The sequence below is a fragment of the Paenibacillus sp. FSL H3-0302 genome (genome assembly GCF_037982245.1).
Classification (GTDB): Bacteria; Bacillota; Bacilli; order Paenibacillales; family Paenibacillaceae; genus Paenibacillus_AQ; species Paenibacillus_AQ odorifer.
In genome coordinates this window covers 3,436,168-3,452,412 of the sequence record NZ_CP150284.1, presented here as the reverse complement: position 1 = coordinate 3,452,412, position 16,245 = coordinate 3,436,168, and the positions used below count along the sequence as shown (strand labels likewise).

The 16,245-nt window shown below is 48.4% G+C and carries 9 protein-coding genes; 2 read left to right on the top strand and 7 right to left on the bottom strand.

Going from position 1 to position 16,245, the window contains the following annotated elements:
* Positions 1–16: 16 nt before the first annotated feature.
* Together MHH50_RS15330 and MHH50_RS15325 are read left to right on the top strand one after the other, a co-directional pair.
* Positions 17–1,300 carry a response regulator gene (locus tag MHH50_RS15330; RefSeq protein WP_076307826.1) on the top strand — a complete coding sequence of 428 codons (1,284 nt, stop codon included), beginning with the start codon at positions 17–19 and terminating at the stop codon, positions 1,298–1,300.
* A complete protein-coding gene (locus tag MHH50_RS15325) occupies positions 1,293–3,059 on the top strand; it encodes a sensor histidine kinase (protein ID WP_179086777.1) in 1,767 nt (588 codons plus the stop codon). The genes MHH50_RS15330 and MHH50_RS15325 overlap by 8 nt, the downstream gene beginning before the upstream one ends.
* A gap of 356 nt (positions 3,060–3,415) precedes the next feature.
* Here the strand turns inward: MHH50_RS15325 and MHH50_RS15320 are convergent, their stop codons facing one another.
* The 7 genes from MHH50_RS15320 to MHH50_RS15290 form a co-directional block, all read right to left on the bottom strand.
* On the bottom strand, positions 3,416–4,456 hold the full coding sequence (locus MHH50_RS15320; protein WP_076184644.1) for a cache domain-containing protein: 1,041 nt from the start codon (positions 4,454–4,456) through the stop codon (positions 3,416–3,418).
* Between the two features lie 59 nt (positions 4,457–4,515).
* On the bottom strand, positions 4,516–6,978 hold the full coding sequence (locus tag MHH50_RS15315; protein ID WP_340034572.1) for a hypothetical protein: 2,463 nt from the start codon (positions 6,976–6,978) through the stop codon (positions 4,516–4,518).
* A 101-nt stretch (positions 6,979–7,079) separates the two neighbouring features.
* Positions 7,080–8,510, bottom strand: a complete 1,431-nt coding sequence (locus tag MHH50_RS15310; protein WP_081383668.1) for an extracellular solute-binding protein — start codon at positions 8,508–8,510, stop codon at positions 7,080–7,082.
* Positions 8,511–8,652: 142 nt separating this feature from the next.
* Complete coding sequence (locus tag MHH50_RS15305) at positions 8,653–9,537, bottom strand: carbohydrate ABC transporter permease (protein ID WP_051490964.1); 885 nt, start codon at positions 9,535–9,537, stop codon at positions 8,653–8,655.
* Positions 9,538–9,542: 5 nt separating this feature from the next.
* Positions 9,543–10,475 (bottom strand): sugar ABC transporter permease, encoded by a 933-nt coding sequence (locus MHH50_RS15300; RefSeq protein ID WP_197740348.1) that lies wholly within the window; start codon positions 10,473–10,475, stop codon positions 9,543–9,545.
* 211 nt (positions 10,476–10,686) lie between these two features.
* On the bottom strand, positions 10,687–12,792 hold the full coding sequence (locus MHH50_RS15295) for a hypothetical protein (RefSeq protein WP_076125532.1): 2,106 nt from the start codon (positions 12,790–12,792) through the stop codon (positions 10,687–10,689).
* Positions 12,785–15,433: a glycoside hydrolase family 2 TIM barrel-domain containing protein gene (locus MHH50_RS15290; RefSeq protein WP_340034570.1), complete on the bottom strand. Its 2,649-nt coding sequence runs from the start codon at positions 15,431–15,433 to the stop codon at positions 12,785–12,787. The genes MHH50_RS15295 and MHH50_RS15290 overlap by 8 nt, the downstream gene beginning before the upstream one ends.
* Positions 15,434–16,245: the final 812 nt, after the last annotated feature.

Genomic DNA, 16,245 nt, shown 5'->3' with positions numbered 1-16,245 from the left:
AGGTTTCATGTTTATAATGGCTGTAAGACATATTAGAAACTACTTCGAGGTGAAGCCAATGTTGAAAGCGCTTGTAGTGGATGACGAATATCTGGTCCGCATGGGCATCACCCAGACCATAGACTGGGCAGAATACAACGTCGAGATCATAGGAGAAGCCAGCAATGGCGAGGAAGGATTGGAGCTTGCCCTACTGCACCGTCCAGATGTGATCATTACCGATATTCGTATGCCGTATATGAACGGTCTTGAGCTCATCGAAAAAATACGGGAACAGGACATGCTCGTAGGGATTGTCGTGCTCAGCGGTTATGACGAATTTCAATATGCTCAGGCTGCTTTGCGTTATGGCGCCTCCACCTATTTGCTAAAGCCCATTAATATAGAAGAACTTGCAAATACAGTTCGAAGCGTGGGGGATGAAATCCTTGGCAAAAAGCAACTCTCCAAGCGGTATTCACAGCTTAATGAGGAATTGGCCTCGATCTCCAAGCAGTTCTGGCAGGATTTGCTGCATGACCAACTGCATGACGAAGAGTTTATTTCAAATAAGATAAAATTACTGGAACTGCAATTGGAACCTGGAAAAGCTATCCTACCGCTGTCCATTACCTTTCCTCCTGATAACGGCCTTCAAGGAAATACTGTAGGCAAAGCGCTGGAGGATGCAGCGGCGACTATTCTGGAAGCGCATTCTTTTGAGCAACTGTGTCTATTCCGGGACAGCCATCTGGAGTGGGTTATGATCCTTCGGACCGGGGAACCAGAGCTGGCCGGAGATTCTGCACGAAAATTGGGCAAACAACTATCTGAATGGAGCCAACAGCACTTCGGCCAGGCCTTAAGCGTCGGCATAGGTAAACCTGCGGGAGAATGGAACGGGATCGTAGATTCATACCGGCAGGCTGTACTTGCTGCGCAGCGTGCCCTTTCTGGCATTGAACGTGTGCTGTATGCTGAAGAAGAGGCTGGAGCTCGGTGCCGGCGCGAAATCAGGGACGCACTCGCTTTTATACGGGAGCACTTTGCCGGAAACATTACCGTTGAGATGGTTGCTGCGGCGGTCTTCGTCAGTCCAACCCATTTGATGCATCTGTTCCGTAAAGATCTGAACAAAACTTTTTACGAATGTCTGACGGAATACCGTATCGAGGAAGCCAAACGTATGCTGCGCAATCCGAAGTATCGGGTGTACGAGGTTGGCAATCAGGTCGGCTTCACCGACTCCAAATACTTTAGCCAGATCTTCAAAAAAATGACGGGCATCCCGCCGAGTGAATATGCAAAAACCTATGGGTAAGCGGAGACTAGCCAACCGGATGGATTCCTGGATGAGGCGGTTCAAGATCAAAAGCCGGATTGTTGTTGTTCTGTTAGCAGGACTGTCTATGCATCTGGTGCTGATGCTCGTTATTTTCAATTTTTATTCCTATACCTACCTGCAAAAGGATCTGTACCGCCATGTCGTTCAGACTCAGCGCCAAATTGGGCTTAGCGTGGAGCTCATGGTCGATGACATTCAAATGTTGTTTCTGCGGTTTCTGGTGAACAGTGATATCTACCAAATCATCAATAACGATTCCCTGCCGTCAGCTGACAAGGAATCGCGAATTGGAGCTATCATCGACGGTATGCTGGCCCAGAACGACCTGGTGGGTAATGTAATTATCAGCACCAACGATAATATGCTTTATTCTTACCAGTCTAAGGAGCAGATGCTGGAAGTGCCTGAAGCCCTGTTCATCAAACGCATTCAGGAGAGCAGCATGCCTGTTGTCGGTGAGATCAAACGGGATGGAGAAGGCAATGCGTATATTCCATTCGGCCAGCAGTTCCGCAATTTCAATACTGGACAAAATATCGGGGTCGTGATCATTTATGTCAGGGAGGCTGCTTTGGCGGACCTGTATTCCTCCAGCTTCACTGGCATCGGCTACTCCTTCCTGACTTCCGACAATCGGATTATTTCTCACCCCGACAAACGGCTCTTGGGCAATTTTTTGGAGGAAAACGCCCCTCTTCGCCCAGGTAAAAAAGAAGGCTATCGTACCTGGTCAGATAACGAAAATTCCTACATCATTGCTACTTATCCTTTGAATCCCCGGTTGGAGACACTTGGGGTCAGCTGGGAATTCACCAGTGTGATTTCCAATCACAAACTGCTCTCGGGAATCGCCAAAGGCAATCAAAATGCGCTTCTGTTCGCCAGCGTTACCTTTATTGTGCTACTGATTTTTTCCTTCTATCTGGCAGCCAAAATCACCCGTCCACTGCTGAACTTGAAGAAGAAGCTGAGCCTGTTTGGCAAAAAAGATCTGGCCGCTGTTTATGAACAGCGCGGTCAGGTTGATGAGATTTTTCAGCTTGAGAACAGCTACTATCAGATGGTGGAGCGGATCAGCCAATTAATGCTGGAGAAAGATGAGGAGAAAGAAAAGCAACGGAAAGCTGAGCTAACCGCACTTCAATCACAGATCAATCCCCATTTTCTCTACAACACACTGGATGCAATTGCCTGGATTGCCCGACTGAAGAAGCAGCCCGATATCGAACGGCTGATTTCTTCATTAGCTACCTTTTTTCGAATCAGCCTGCATAAAGGCGACAAGTTCGTGACCGTGGACGAAGAAATCCGCTTGGTGCAGAGTTTTGTGACAGTTGAGCAAATGAGGTTTCCGGATAAGTTCGAGATTGAATACGAGATTGAGGAATCGCTGCGCAAGGTTCGCATTCTGAAGCTGATTCTTCAGCCTATTGCAGAGAATGCGATCAAACACGGCATCAGCGAGAAACGCGGGATGGGCCGAATCTGGATTAAAGGCGAATTAGTGGCAGATGAGATTCGCTTCACAGTGACTGATGACGGGGTGGGATTTTCCAACGGTGCGACGCTTAGCCAAGCCAAGGAAGATGTGTTGTTTCAGAGCGGGTATGGACTAAGAAATGTGGACGAACGAATTAAACTTGAATATGGTCCTCAATATGGTTTAAGTATCTCCAGCACGCCGGGGCAAGGCACCACGGTTACGATCAACTTGAAGAAGGAACTGCCCAATTAGCGAATTTAGTTTATAAATGCGGACATAACAAAGAAATCGATCCTTTTTGAGTGGGTAGAAGGGACTTCTACTTTGCTTAAAAAGACGATTGAGTAGTGGCAAATTAAAGATACTTTCGAGAATTATAGGTGCTTTAGTTGTATTTAATACAGCTAAAGCACCCTTTTTTTGCAGAGAGCAGAAGTTTAAGTGTATTTGGTACATCTATACGTTCCAATTCTGTTGGAAGCAACTAACTTTCCGAATAATAAGTGTACTGAATACAACTATATCTTACTTCATCCGTTTATTGCCCACGCTAGATGTATGAAATACACTTCGGTTAGCGATTTTCATGATTCAGACTCCATCTTATCTTAGTCTTTCATTGTTGAATTAATCTTCAGGTACAACTGCTTCAGTGGATTAACTATACTGCCGCTAAGCACTGAGATCAGCAGCCAGAACACTATGAACACTACGAGGTTCAGGGCGAGCATTAAATACTTAAACGTTCGCAGCTCTGCATTCATGCCATCTGCTGAGATATAGGTGACAATCCGCTCTGCCGATTCCGGTAGTGGATAGAGCAAAATCAGGCCGTCAGCCGTTTCCCGCTCCAGCAGATCTGCATCACCTCTGCCTGTACTTTTTTGATCGATACCCTGTGTCACAGGCTCAGGCAAGGTAGCTTTTTCCGAAGTAACTAGTGCTGCTTTGATCTCCTGCAGGCGCTCCTTCGGGACATCGGCAGCACTCAATAGCTTCCCGTTTCCGGTCAGTAGGTAAACTTCATTTCCCCCGTAGATTGTATTCTCGCCAGATAGGTAGAAGCTGTAAAGCTTGTCAATCTCCACTTCGAGCGAGAGCAGACCAAGGATGTCTCCCATCGAACCCTGAATTTTTACTTCAAGTAACAGACGGTCGCGCAGATCCGAAGGTGCATTCATTAGATGCTCCCGGTTCAGCACCGTCCAGCGCAAAGCCTGCTCTCGGTTATTTAGAAATTGTTCCATCCCTGGTTCTTTTTTGATCTCTGCAAAGGGCAGCAACCCGGAAACATTGCTTGAGGAGTAAGTTCCCCCTGCTTCTCCCCAAATGTAAATGCCGAGAATGTCACTACTGGAAGAACGTATGCCCTCAAGTATCGGAGAGATTGCCCCGTCATATGTTGGTTTTTTCAGCGCATTCTGCACCACCTGGTTGTTGGATATAAGCTTCGAGGTCTCCTCCAGCCAGTTCATGAACAGAAGTGTATTCTTATGCTGCTGGCCAGTGTACTGAACGGATAGCTGCCGCAGCATGTCAAGGCTTCTATGCTCCATAGTACGGTACAGAATGAAGCTCGAAGCGACAATATAGACAGTAATGAACAACACCAGGATTAGGCGGATATTGCGGCCGAACGATCTGAACATATGACTTCCCCATCCCCTCCGGTGTATGAATCATGAAAACAAAATCAACTGAAATCAGACTAACAGCTAAGGTGACTAATGTCGATCTCCTTGTAAAAGGAACCCTCATCTGTCTCATGCACTTCATGATTAGGCAGAATTATTGTAATTGCCGATCCGGCTTGCCAAAAAGCTTTCATGTGGAAGATCTCCTGTCCTGTTACTGAACGGATCTCCCATTTGATGTTTATTGGGCCGATACTTGTACTTACGGTTCCGCTGGCCTGCCGCAGTTCTCCATAGTGGGGCTTTATAGTTATTCCCTCTATTCCTTGTTGGACACCCAATATCCCTCTGGTGAACTCAGTGATCGGCAGTGCGCTCCATGCGTGGCAGTCACTTCTGGTGCCAGTTGAATCTATTTCTGGAAGTGTAGTGAGATTAAGCTCCAACTGCTTCAACCACCGTGTCCATAGTCCGAACGAGCGGTCATACATTCCGCATTTCTCTAGCGCGCGGAATAGATAGTAGCTCATCGGCAACGAAAGCTTAGCCAGTGATGTGTCTGTTAACGTTGACTCCAGCAGTGCCGCCCCTTCTACAACATCCACTGTGCCCGCTAAAACCGCCCAGACCTGCGTGTGCTGGCTATGCTGCGTTCCCGCAGTTGCCTCCGGACTGTCGCGGAACAGCAGACTGTTCGTTAGCCGGCAGCAATCCATTACCGCAGCGTTGACCGCCGCTTTGCGTTGACGCAGTTCACCAGCAATCTGTGTCCAACCGCTGGCTGCAAGCAATTCAGCCGCTTGCTCCAGCGCGGCCGCATACATCAGGCTCAGTACGGTTGCGGGTGCATCATCCGTACAATCCGGTGCGCCGAGCGGCCATTCCTCCACCCAATCGAAGTAATTCCAATATTGGCGGGGCGTTCTGTCCACCAGACCCTCCGGAGTCAGATGTTGATCGAACCAGTCCAGCACAGATAACAGCGCTAACCGGTACTGATTCACCAAGGCCATATCCCCGAAGGATCTGTAGTGGTCATGAATCATTCCGATCCAATATAGGGAGAAGGAAGGAATGACCTGCGGCAGCACAGAGGGATAGCGACTTTGCAGCATCCCGTTTGGTAGCTGAGAGGCCTTATAATCTTCCATAGCTCTCCGCGCTAACCGATCGTCCCCTGATAATAGGTACGTAAACTCCATCATCAGTTTGGTATCCATGGTATACTGCAGCTGTTCATAATACGGAGTATCCTCGTAGGTCTCATGCATGCAGCGCTGAAGTGTTCGTACACTGAGCTCCCATAGTTGGTTATATTGTTCATCGGAGCAGTGAAAGTTTCCTTCCGGCTGCAGTGGATATCCGGTCTCCCTATAGCTAAAGCTGGAAATCGTTAGAGGCTCGACACCAGCCTGCACTTCCAGCCGTACATAGCGGAAGGTACGGAACCAGAACGGTTCGTAGATTTCCATCCGCGCAGAGATGCCGTAACCTGCCGGGTGATAGCTGTCGTAGCCCCCTCTTAATACATGTTCCTTCGTATTATCGCGGACAGCTTTGCGGCGAATCTCATCATCCCCCGTTTCTTCTTCATAACACTCAGCGCATAGTAGGGTAATCCGGCTACCTTTGCCTCCAAGAAGTCTAAGCTGCAAATACCCTGCGGTTAGCTCGCCAGCATCCAACTCCAACCAAAAATGTTGCCCTGCTTCTATTGTTATTCCAGCGGAAGGCAGTACTGCGTTGGGTGAAGCGCCGCCATCTCCATTTCGCAGCTCCAGACTATGCCCTTCCTCAAAAAAGGCATGCCCTTCCCCGCTACTGCTACGCATCAGCTTCAGAAAAAATTGCTCCCGCTCATACAACAGCGGAATCGGACGCCGGGCCAGCTGCCAAGGGGTTAATTGGCCATATTCATCCCGCACCGGTTGCACAATTCCGCTAGCAAGCCAGGCACTGTCATCATATTCGGGCAGTGTCCAATCCAGCAGCGCTGCGTCACCCTCCACTTCTTCCAGTCCACCCATCCAGCGTATGATCGGAAACTGCTGGAACTTATAGCTGCGATCCTTAATACTTTTCCATGAGCTATCCGTATTTAGCTCCTGTACTAGCTGCCCTCCTTGTGTAACTGCCGCTTCCACAAGCAGCCCGCCTTTTTGCGAGCGCCAGACGGACAAAGGTCCGTCTTCGCCCAGTTCAAAGGGCGTAGTCCCTGCATAATGAACGACCATAACAGCAAGCACATTTAAACCTGGTTGTAGAACATTGTCCAGACTGAATTCTTCATAATACTGTATATGACCATGTCCTTTACAAGGACCGGCCCATAAACGCTGCCCATTGACGAACAGCCTGTAGCGGCTGTCTGCGGTAATGGCCAAATCCAGGGTGCAGGTCTTTCCGATACCAGCTGGCAGTTCGAACACTCTGCGAAAGTACGCACGCTCGTGCTGCTGTTCCCTATCCGCTGATCCTTGCTCCTCCTGCGGCCAGATCCAGCGTGCTCCCCAGTCTCCCCATTCTTTTGCTGCCATGTTATGCATATCTCCTTTATCTCATTTAAGTAGTTAAGGCAATCTACGCAGAAACGGCATCGCCGCCCTTCAGAAGGACGACGTCGCCGTTGGTCTGCGTTTTATTTAACCTTATCGAGATAATCACGTTGGAATTCTTCGGCAGCCCTATCCAAGATCTGTTGCGGATCTGCGTTCTTGTCCGTCAGTACGGTTTGCAGTACGATATCCAACTTTTGGTACAATTCCTGTGCGTTGACTGGTTCTTCCGCCCGCATGCCTTTGCTGCCATTGTCCATATAATCACGGAACAAATCCAGATTGACGTTGTTGTATTTGTCGAGAATCTTTTGTTCTTCTCCAATCCGTTTCTCATCAGTCCAAATCCGCAGCCCGTAAGGCCCTACGATCAGCCCTTGATCGCTCAGTGTCTTCTTCTCAATATCCCAACCGGTCAGTGCCTCTTCAGAGGACTCTGGTGTAAATCCGTAGGTTTTTAGCCATTTGAATCCGGCATCAATCTGCTCAGGTGTTACATTCGGCGAGAACATATATAGGCCGCCACCGAGCAGGGTTACAGGTTTCCCGATTGGTCCTACTGGAAGCGCGGACATTGCCACATTGTCCTTGGACATCTTAGTCTGTTGCTGGATGACCGGTGACCAGTCATTCGTGCCGAAGCTCATAGCGACCTGATCGGTTCCGAACAAGCGGAACATATCGTTCGTAACATCGACCAGATTGTTGTCGGGCAGTACATCATATTTCCATTTTAAGTCCTTCACATATTGCAGGGCCGCTGCTGCTTCCGGCGAATTGAACACCGCCTGCCATTTCCCGTCCACTTGTTTTTCAAATTCTGCTCCGTATGCCCAGGCAATGTTCATGAACATCCAACCGCCTTGACCACTTTTTGTAGGCAAGAACATTCCGGCTTTACCGGTCTTTTGTTTAATAATCTGCGCAGTTTCTGCTAGCTCTTCATATGTTTTAGGAAATTTAGGAATCCCCTTGTCGTCCAGCAGTCCAGCCTCCTTGAAAAGATTCATATTGTAGAGCATACCGATGACGTATCCATCCTTCGGAATCCCATAATACTTGTCGTCCTTGGTAACCATTTTCAGCAGATCTGGATTGATCGCCTTGTCGTAGCCATATTTTTTCATCGTATCCGTTATGTCAGCCGCGTAATTTGCCTTGATGATTTTGCTTGTTTCTGTAAAAAAGGTTTCGTATACCGTCGGAAGCTGGCCGCTGGCCGCTTTTGGCAGGAATGAGCTGACATCATAACCCCATTCATCTTTGTCCACAATAATTTCCGGATAATTGGCTTTCATCTTCGCCATGACCTGCTCATACTGGGCGATTTTGGCTTCCTCATTCGGCTTTGGCCAGTTACTGACCTTGATCGTCACCTGTTGATTGCCCGCTGTCTCCGTCTTTCCTCCGGCATTCTTCTCATTGGAGCCGCCTCCACAGCCAGCCAGTCCGGCAGAAAAAAGCAGCGTAAGTGCCAGTGTAGCTGTCAGGTTCTTGGTGTGTCCTTTTTTCAATGTAATTCCCCCTAGTCTTATTGTTAAAGCATTCTTCGCAACATGTAAAGCGCTTTCTTTTTGAATCTGAAATCATCTTAACATGCACCTTCTGCAGCACCCTACGGGGCAAAACTGTGAAATGGTTTGTGATCGGGTGATGTTACCCTTTAATACTGCCGCCGAAGGATTGCCCGTTCATAATGTACTTTTGGAAAAAAATAAACAGGATAATCGGCGGCAGAATCGCAAAAGTCAACGCAATAAACTGTATGTCCTGCGGCAATGTCGCCTTCAGATTGTAAATAGCCACAATGACCGACCAGGTCGATTTATCCTTCAGCACCATAAAGGGCCAGAAGAAGTCCTGCCAAACACTGTTCATCGTAAGGATTGTAATTGTAGCCATAACTGGTCCGCTGAGCGGGAGAATGACTCGAATAAAAATACCGATTGTGCTCGCTCCGTCAATTTTGGCGGCTTCCAGCAGCGCTTGTGGGATGGTATCGAAAAAGTTTTTGAAGATCAGAATTACCACCGGATTCACAGCAGCCATAAACCACATCGGCCAGTAAGTATTGGTCAGGTTCAAGTGCAACAGCGGAAAATCAATCAGATTCTTAAACAGCGGCACCATGCCCACTGTATTCGGCACCATCATGGTCCACACGATCAGTGCAAACAGCAGGGCACTGCCCCGCGGCTTTAGCTTGGAGAAGAAATATCCGGCCAGTCCGTTAAAAGTAAGGCAGAACAGTACAGAACCTGCGGCCAGATAAGCCGTATTCAGATAATAACTGAGGAAGTTAAACTCCTGCCAGGTCTCCCATAGCTTGCCAACATTGAACGAGCGGGGGATCAGGGTGGGCGGGATTGCATAAAACTCTTTGATGTCCTTCAGACTTGAGACCATAATCCAGACCGGAGGCAAAATACAGACAGCGGCCAGCACAATCATCAGAATGAACATGCACCAATACAGCAGGCGCACCCAAGGTGATCTGTATTCTATATTGCCGATAATGCCATATGCTTCTTTAGTTTTCATAGCTTCTACTCCCTGTTCAATTTCTTATCCAGCCGGAAATAAATAATGGTAAGCACCATCAGGACTAGAAAAGTAATAACCCCGAGCGCCATTGAATGGCCTGCTTCAAAACTCCGGAACGCATAATAATAGCTTTGCAGCATCAAGGTCATTGAGGCATTGTTCGGTCCACCCTCAGTCATTACCAGGGGTTCATTGAAGATCTGGAATACACCGCTGATCTGCAAAATCATCATCAGTCCGATCATGCTAGAGATTTGCGGAATGGTGATACTTTTGAATCTCCGCCATACATTCGCACCGTCAATCGAGGCTGCTTCGTACAGATCATGATTAATACTCTGTAGACTTGCCAGATAAAGCAGCACTGTTCCCCCGAAATTTCGCCAGGTAATCGTGAAGATAATCAGCATTATCGTCATTTGCGGATCCTGAAGCCATTGCTGCACCGGAAATCCCATGGCACTCAGCATAATATTCAGCACGCCACCCTTTCCGGGCTCAAACAAAAACATCCATAACATCGAAGCGGCAATGCCGGGAACCATACTCGGAAAAAAGACCGAAAAGCGAAAAAATGACTTCCCATGTCTCAATTCATTAATCACGACAGCGACAATAATGGGTACGGCAAAACCGATCAGTAGTGACCAGAACACATACACAAAAGAGTTGGTCAATGTCTGTTGAAACGCCGAGTTCTGTATAACGTCCTTGTAATTCTGCAGTCCGGCGAAGCTTACGGCATTATAACCCTCAGTATTGAAAAAAGAGAGCACAATGCCCTTCACGAGCGGCTGCCAGGAAAAAAAGAAAAAGGCAAACAGTGTGGGTACAATTAATATCCAGGATGACCAATCTTTGAATAAACGCCGTACAGGATAACCTTTCTTTTTCTCTGTCATTAAAGGATTTAGTTCACTGGTTTTTCCAATCATGCTCCTGTCCTTCCTTCCTCCCGGAATCAAGCTTTAATCCGGTCAGGCGTTGTATAGTTGTTATACCTAAATGATAGCGCTTCCTACTGAGCGCCGAAATCCGGTAACCCTGCGAAAGCGTTTGTAAAGCTACTTATTTGTTGGCAAAAAAAAAGCAGTGCACGCACCGGAATGGCCGCACACCGCTTATGTTCATGTTATGGTGAATCGTTTAGGCCTCACTTAACCCTGCGCTGATGCAGAGGACGGCCGCTTCCGCCCGAAACGCTTCGCTCGCCGGATTGGGCTGCTCCTCCAAAATACGAAGCACCGACTGAGGCTCTACGCCGGGCTGTGGCACACGGGAGGGAGAAACTACGCTCCACTTCTGCTCACCCTTGAGCCTGTATGACAGCTCATAAAGATAAAAGCCCGCATGTTGTCCGTCAGTGAGCTGGCTTACGCCATCCTGCCACGAGCAGAGTTCAAGCGGATGCTGTTTGTCCGGCAATACACCGGACGCCAGTGTGATGCGCTCATTTCGAACTACCTGCTGCTTCTGTTCCCAAGCCTGCTGATCTAGGATTCCCAGATCCAGGCGGTATTCCATTCCCGGCTCTCCATAAAGAGTCCAAGCCACAGGGCTACCCACCGCTACGAACTTAGGTGCTTCCAGAAAAACGGGTTGATGAGTTGGGACAAAACGTTCGGTCTGTTCCCACTCTCCCGCAGCCGGACTGCGTCTGCGATAATGCACCGTGCCCGTGAATTCGAGCTCCTGTTCCTGTAGCAGAGCTATTAGACATAGAGTAGCTTGCTCGTAAAGATCCGTGCAGTTGTTATGGCCGAAGCGGTATCCGATCTCATGGCGAAGCGGTATCCCGTGACTCCGAACCAAAGCCGCGAAGGAAAAGCTGAAGCGGCTAAGGGTAAAGGCATCATGCGTGCCATGGTTAATCAGCAGCTTTGTGCCACTCGCTTTAAGACCCTCCAGAAAAAATTCGGATTCCAGTCCGGTCGTTTCCTTTAGACTTGCAGAGTCAATAGTTCCCGTCAGAGTCTGTAGCAGAGTCTCGATTCCCGTGCTGCCGTTCTGTGGATGCTGCCAATCTTTCTTCCAGATTTCCCGGTAACCGGTGTCTACTTCCGCCACATGCCAGATCAGTGGGCAAGCTCCTTCGGCAAACTCACGGGTGAGCCCGTTCAGAATCAACGGCGGTGCATAACACAGTGTGTAGCGCACCCGATAGGGTAAGCAAAGCGGATTGCCTCCAGCCAGCAGCGCAGTTAAGCCGCCGCGCGAACCACCTACAGCCACTACCTGCTCTGCATCACCGCCATAACTTTCTTGACCTCTGGTAATTGCCGCCCCAATGCCAGCATAGATGGAGCCTTGCAAGGAACGGCTGCCGATATATCCTCCTCCGTTCCACAGAATGCCGACAACACCTTTGCCGGTGCTGGCCAGAGTCTTGCCGATGATTTCCAGAAATGAGGGACCTACCGTGCTGAAGGTATTCTCATTGGCATCATAATAACCATTGAACAACAGTGGATATCCCTTAACATTTGCCGCACTCCAGAAGGGCGGCAGAATATAGGAAGCAAGGCTATGCTGGTCATTCTCTATAACTAGCAGACTGCCGCTGATGAGCTGAAATACAGGCGCATTGCTTAAAAGTGCAGCATTGTCTGTGGATGCATTGCGGAAAACCACCGGAAATCCGAAGGTCTTAAGGATGCGGTCGCTCAGGGAAACTGCAACTAGATCATCTACAGCATAGAGACTGTAGCGGTCACCGATATAATGCTCGAATTGCGGAGTTTTAAGATTCTTATTCCCCTCGTTGCCTCCGAAAAGCTGATGATCTTCCGTATTGTATACATAAGGGCTATCTGGGTCGCTATTGTAGAGCCGCGCATGCTCGGAAACAACCTTTTCCCCGGCTTCGTCCATCCGCAATGTCCCTATGCCATCTGTTCCGCCATAACGGAAGCCGCCTTTTCCCTCAGCAACGCTATTATCCCAGTGAGACACTACAGGAAGCATATTGGTCAGCAAAGGACTGACTAATACAAATACCCCCTCCCCTTTCTCGGAGATCTCTTCTGCTGCTTCAGCTTCAACAGTGTCTTCATGGAGGGTTGACCAATTCGCTTTCTGATAAGCTACTTCGCCGCCTCGCAAGCAAGCAAGCAGCAGTGGAGCGTTGTGCAGCCTTAAGTAATCAGCCACTGCTCTGCTAACAGGTATAGCGACAGGTGTAGATCCCTCGGCTTGAATAAACCGACTTAGCGGAACATATGCCTCCGGTACAAAACACAATGTTTTACTCACGATTTTTTTCTCCTCCAACCTGTATCATTCTGCTCTGTGCTGTTAGGAACGACATGAATCTAATTTCTGGCAAGCCATCTGTGATCCTATAATTTTCCCCAGACAGGAATCCTCCTGAGAGTTTAGGAGTGCAAGTAACCGTTACTGTTTTGGTCTCACCCGGAAAGAGGGTATGGAACTGCTCATCCGCTTCCATCCAGTAGCGGTCTCCCTTTTCCTCTGCATGGATATGCAGCAAAACTTCACTACCGGTATTTTGGACTGTGAAACGGGCCTGCTGGCTCTTCTCCTGAGCACCCGTCGGCTGCCATAAACTATCCTGACGCACCTCAAGATTGCCTCCTGTAAGTGCAAGCGCGGGAGCATATGGATGCTTTTTATTGGTAGAGAATACATATAAATTCTGCTGTGGTGCTTCATCGACCTCCTGGTAGGACAATCTGACGAAATATAAAGCATCCTCATGCTCTGGCACGTTGAAATTCAGCACCCCAGCGCCGACAGCCTGATCTTTGTTTCCCTCTGCCTCAAATGATTGCTGATAGATGCACCGTCCGACTGCATCGAAGACTTCCGCGTCGACTTCTACCCTGCGTCCATTTCCTCCATGCACGTATACATCTCCCTGAAATCCGGTGCTTGGTGTAAGCAGTAGACTGCGGTAGTCCAGCGAAACATGTAGCGGACGGAAGGCAGATTTCACCCAATGGTAGGCCATCTTCGTTTCACCGTAATAATCGACAAGGTTAGTGCAGGACACATTCGGCCACGGCTCGTTGAATTGCCAGACAATGCTGCCGCTGTTTCGGAACTTACGGCGGCGGTTAGCCTCCAGCACGAACCGGATTCCTTCCGCCTGTATCCACTGGCTGCAGGCAGAGAACTGCTCCAAATCTGTCATGCTGCCGAACATTTCTTCTTCACGGCTCAGCGTATCCCACCACTCCCCGTGATGTCTCCATATCGCGTTGTTCTCCATAGAAACCGGTCGCCGGTTGGTCTCACTCAGAAATTTCTCCAGACTTTTGAGAGAACTCAGACCGTCCACCCCAAATTCGCTGTGCAGCAGATTATCGTTGCTGCCATATAACTCGTAGTGATAAGGGTTTCCCATATACTTCCAGTAACCGTGCACATCATGCCCCTGACCTTTTGCATCCGTAATATATTCTACCGGGCCGGAAGCTGAGGTCGGTAGGAAGAGTCGCTGCGGATCATACTGTTCTACCAGTTCTTTCAACATCGCCAGATTGGAATCGCTGCTGTCGGAAGGCTTATTTGGCTCACTCATTAATTCATTGCCGCCGCTCCATACCGTTAGCGATACATGATTGCGTTTGTCACAGAGCGCTGTGCAGGCAGTCTTGTGAAGCAGCTCCAAAAACTCCGGCTGCTTCGAAGGGATATTGTCAATACCTGAACTGGACTGAATGAACTCCTGCCAGACCATAATGCCGTTTACATCACATAAGTCGTAAAAAGCCTTTTTCTCAATGATTCCACCGCCCCATACCCGAACGAGATTAATATGAGCTGCTTTCATCAGACGAATCATCAGTTGATATTGTTCAACCGTTACATTCCCGTAGAGATGGTCCAGAGGGGTCATATTTACCCCTTTCATATAGATCTTGCTTCCGTTAATCACCACTGTATATGGTAGGGCGTTGTCTGGACTGTCTACATTGTGGATATAATCGAGCTTGCGAATGCCCGTTTGAAAAGTCTGGGTATCCAATTCCGTTCCAGCTTCATCCAGTAGCTTTAGTTCAAGATTGTACAGTGGTTGCTTTCCATAACCGTTTGGGTACCATAGCTCAGGTTCGGGTATTTCCAGCTCCGCGTTCAGAAGCTCTCCAGCTCGAACTGGTCGCGATTGAACCAGCAGCAGATCCCCCTCCGGATCAGTACAGGTGATGCTCGCTGTCAGTGTCCCATCATCTTCAGAGCCAGCCATTCGCTTGATTCCTGCTTGAATGGTGATTCGACCAGACGAGATCTGATTTCTATCGTTCTCGCCAAACTCCGCATCTGTAGTGATCGACACATCATCCCAAGAGCACTGTTGATGTACCCTCAATACCACATCATCCCAGATTCCGACATTGACCAACCGGGTAGAGAAATCCCATTTATAATTAAAACGGCTCTTCTGCGTGAAGGTAGCCGAGGTTTTGCCGATTTGCCCCATTTCATCTGGCGCCTGCTTCAACAGCACTGAAATTTCAAGGCTTTCCCGCCCGGAGAGCAGGTCTGTAACATCAAATACAGTCGGCTCGAACATACCTTTATGTTCACCCAGCAGTAAATGATCAGCGTATACCGAGGCTTCATAGTCCAGTCCCTGAAAGACCAGTTCAACTCTGGCTGCTCTCAGCTCAGGCTGCTTCAAGGTCGTACGGTAAACCCACCAGCGGCTCTCCACCCATTCACAACTCAGGCTATTTAACTCTTGATAAGGGTTGGTAATCCAGCCCTGTCTGAAGAGATCATAGTGAACTCCACCCGGCACAGTGGCAGGCATCCAGTCCGTAACCCCCATCAATTCCTGTCCCAGCTCCATACTGGTGCCCTTTAGCGGAACCCAGGGCCAATACCCTTTGACTTCCCACTTCAAATCGTTCAATAGAATTTCATTCATGTCTTCTCCCGTTCCCCCAAACCCTGCTAAATTTGGCGCTGTTCCTGACGATGAGCGGCTCTGGCGCCATTCGTTAATGCGCTTACAACTTTAGGTGTGTAGCTTCATTACCAATGATAGCACCGGGTTAATGTTTTCAAAGGTCTCCAACCCTGTGAAATCGTTTGTAAAACTGCTCAGTTGCTGATAAACACAAACAACCCCTCTAGGCTGGAGTGAGGGTTATCAGCAATCATCTATAGAGGTGACTTTTTAAGGCTTGTTTTGTTTCGGAGCCTCTGACTCCCGTGCTTTACCAATACGTGTAATACGTCGAACGCGAAAAAAGGAGTTCCCTTCAGCCGCGAAAGGCTGCTTGGTGAACTCCTTTACTTTTTGTTCGATAGAAGTTTTAAGAACTATTGCAACAATGTAGCACCACCTATCGGACATAGATGACGCTAAAAGCAGTATTATTGTACTTTTGGTGGGCTAACGGTCCCCATAGCCACTATCTGTATGAAATACAACACATATGGACCTCTTTTTAAGCAATAGCGTCACTGGAGTCCGAAATGTTGTTCAAAAGGCTGAAAATTAGCAAATAGTGTCATCTGGGTCCGAAACCCTCAGAGACTCAGATAACGATGACACAGTTGAAGCTGGCGGCTACCAATAAACTAAAAGCAGCAAAAAACTAAGAGCAGCGAATCTCTCTTTATTATGAGAAACGCTGCTCTAGAGTTTTTTACGATGAAACCTTCTGTCTTACTCAATAAAAAAGTAGTTTTTAGTATAGCGCCCTTGGACTGTTCATCCATATGAAATGCGAT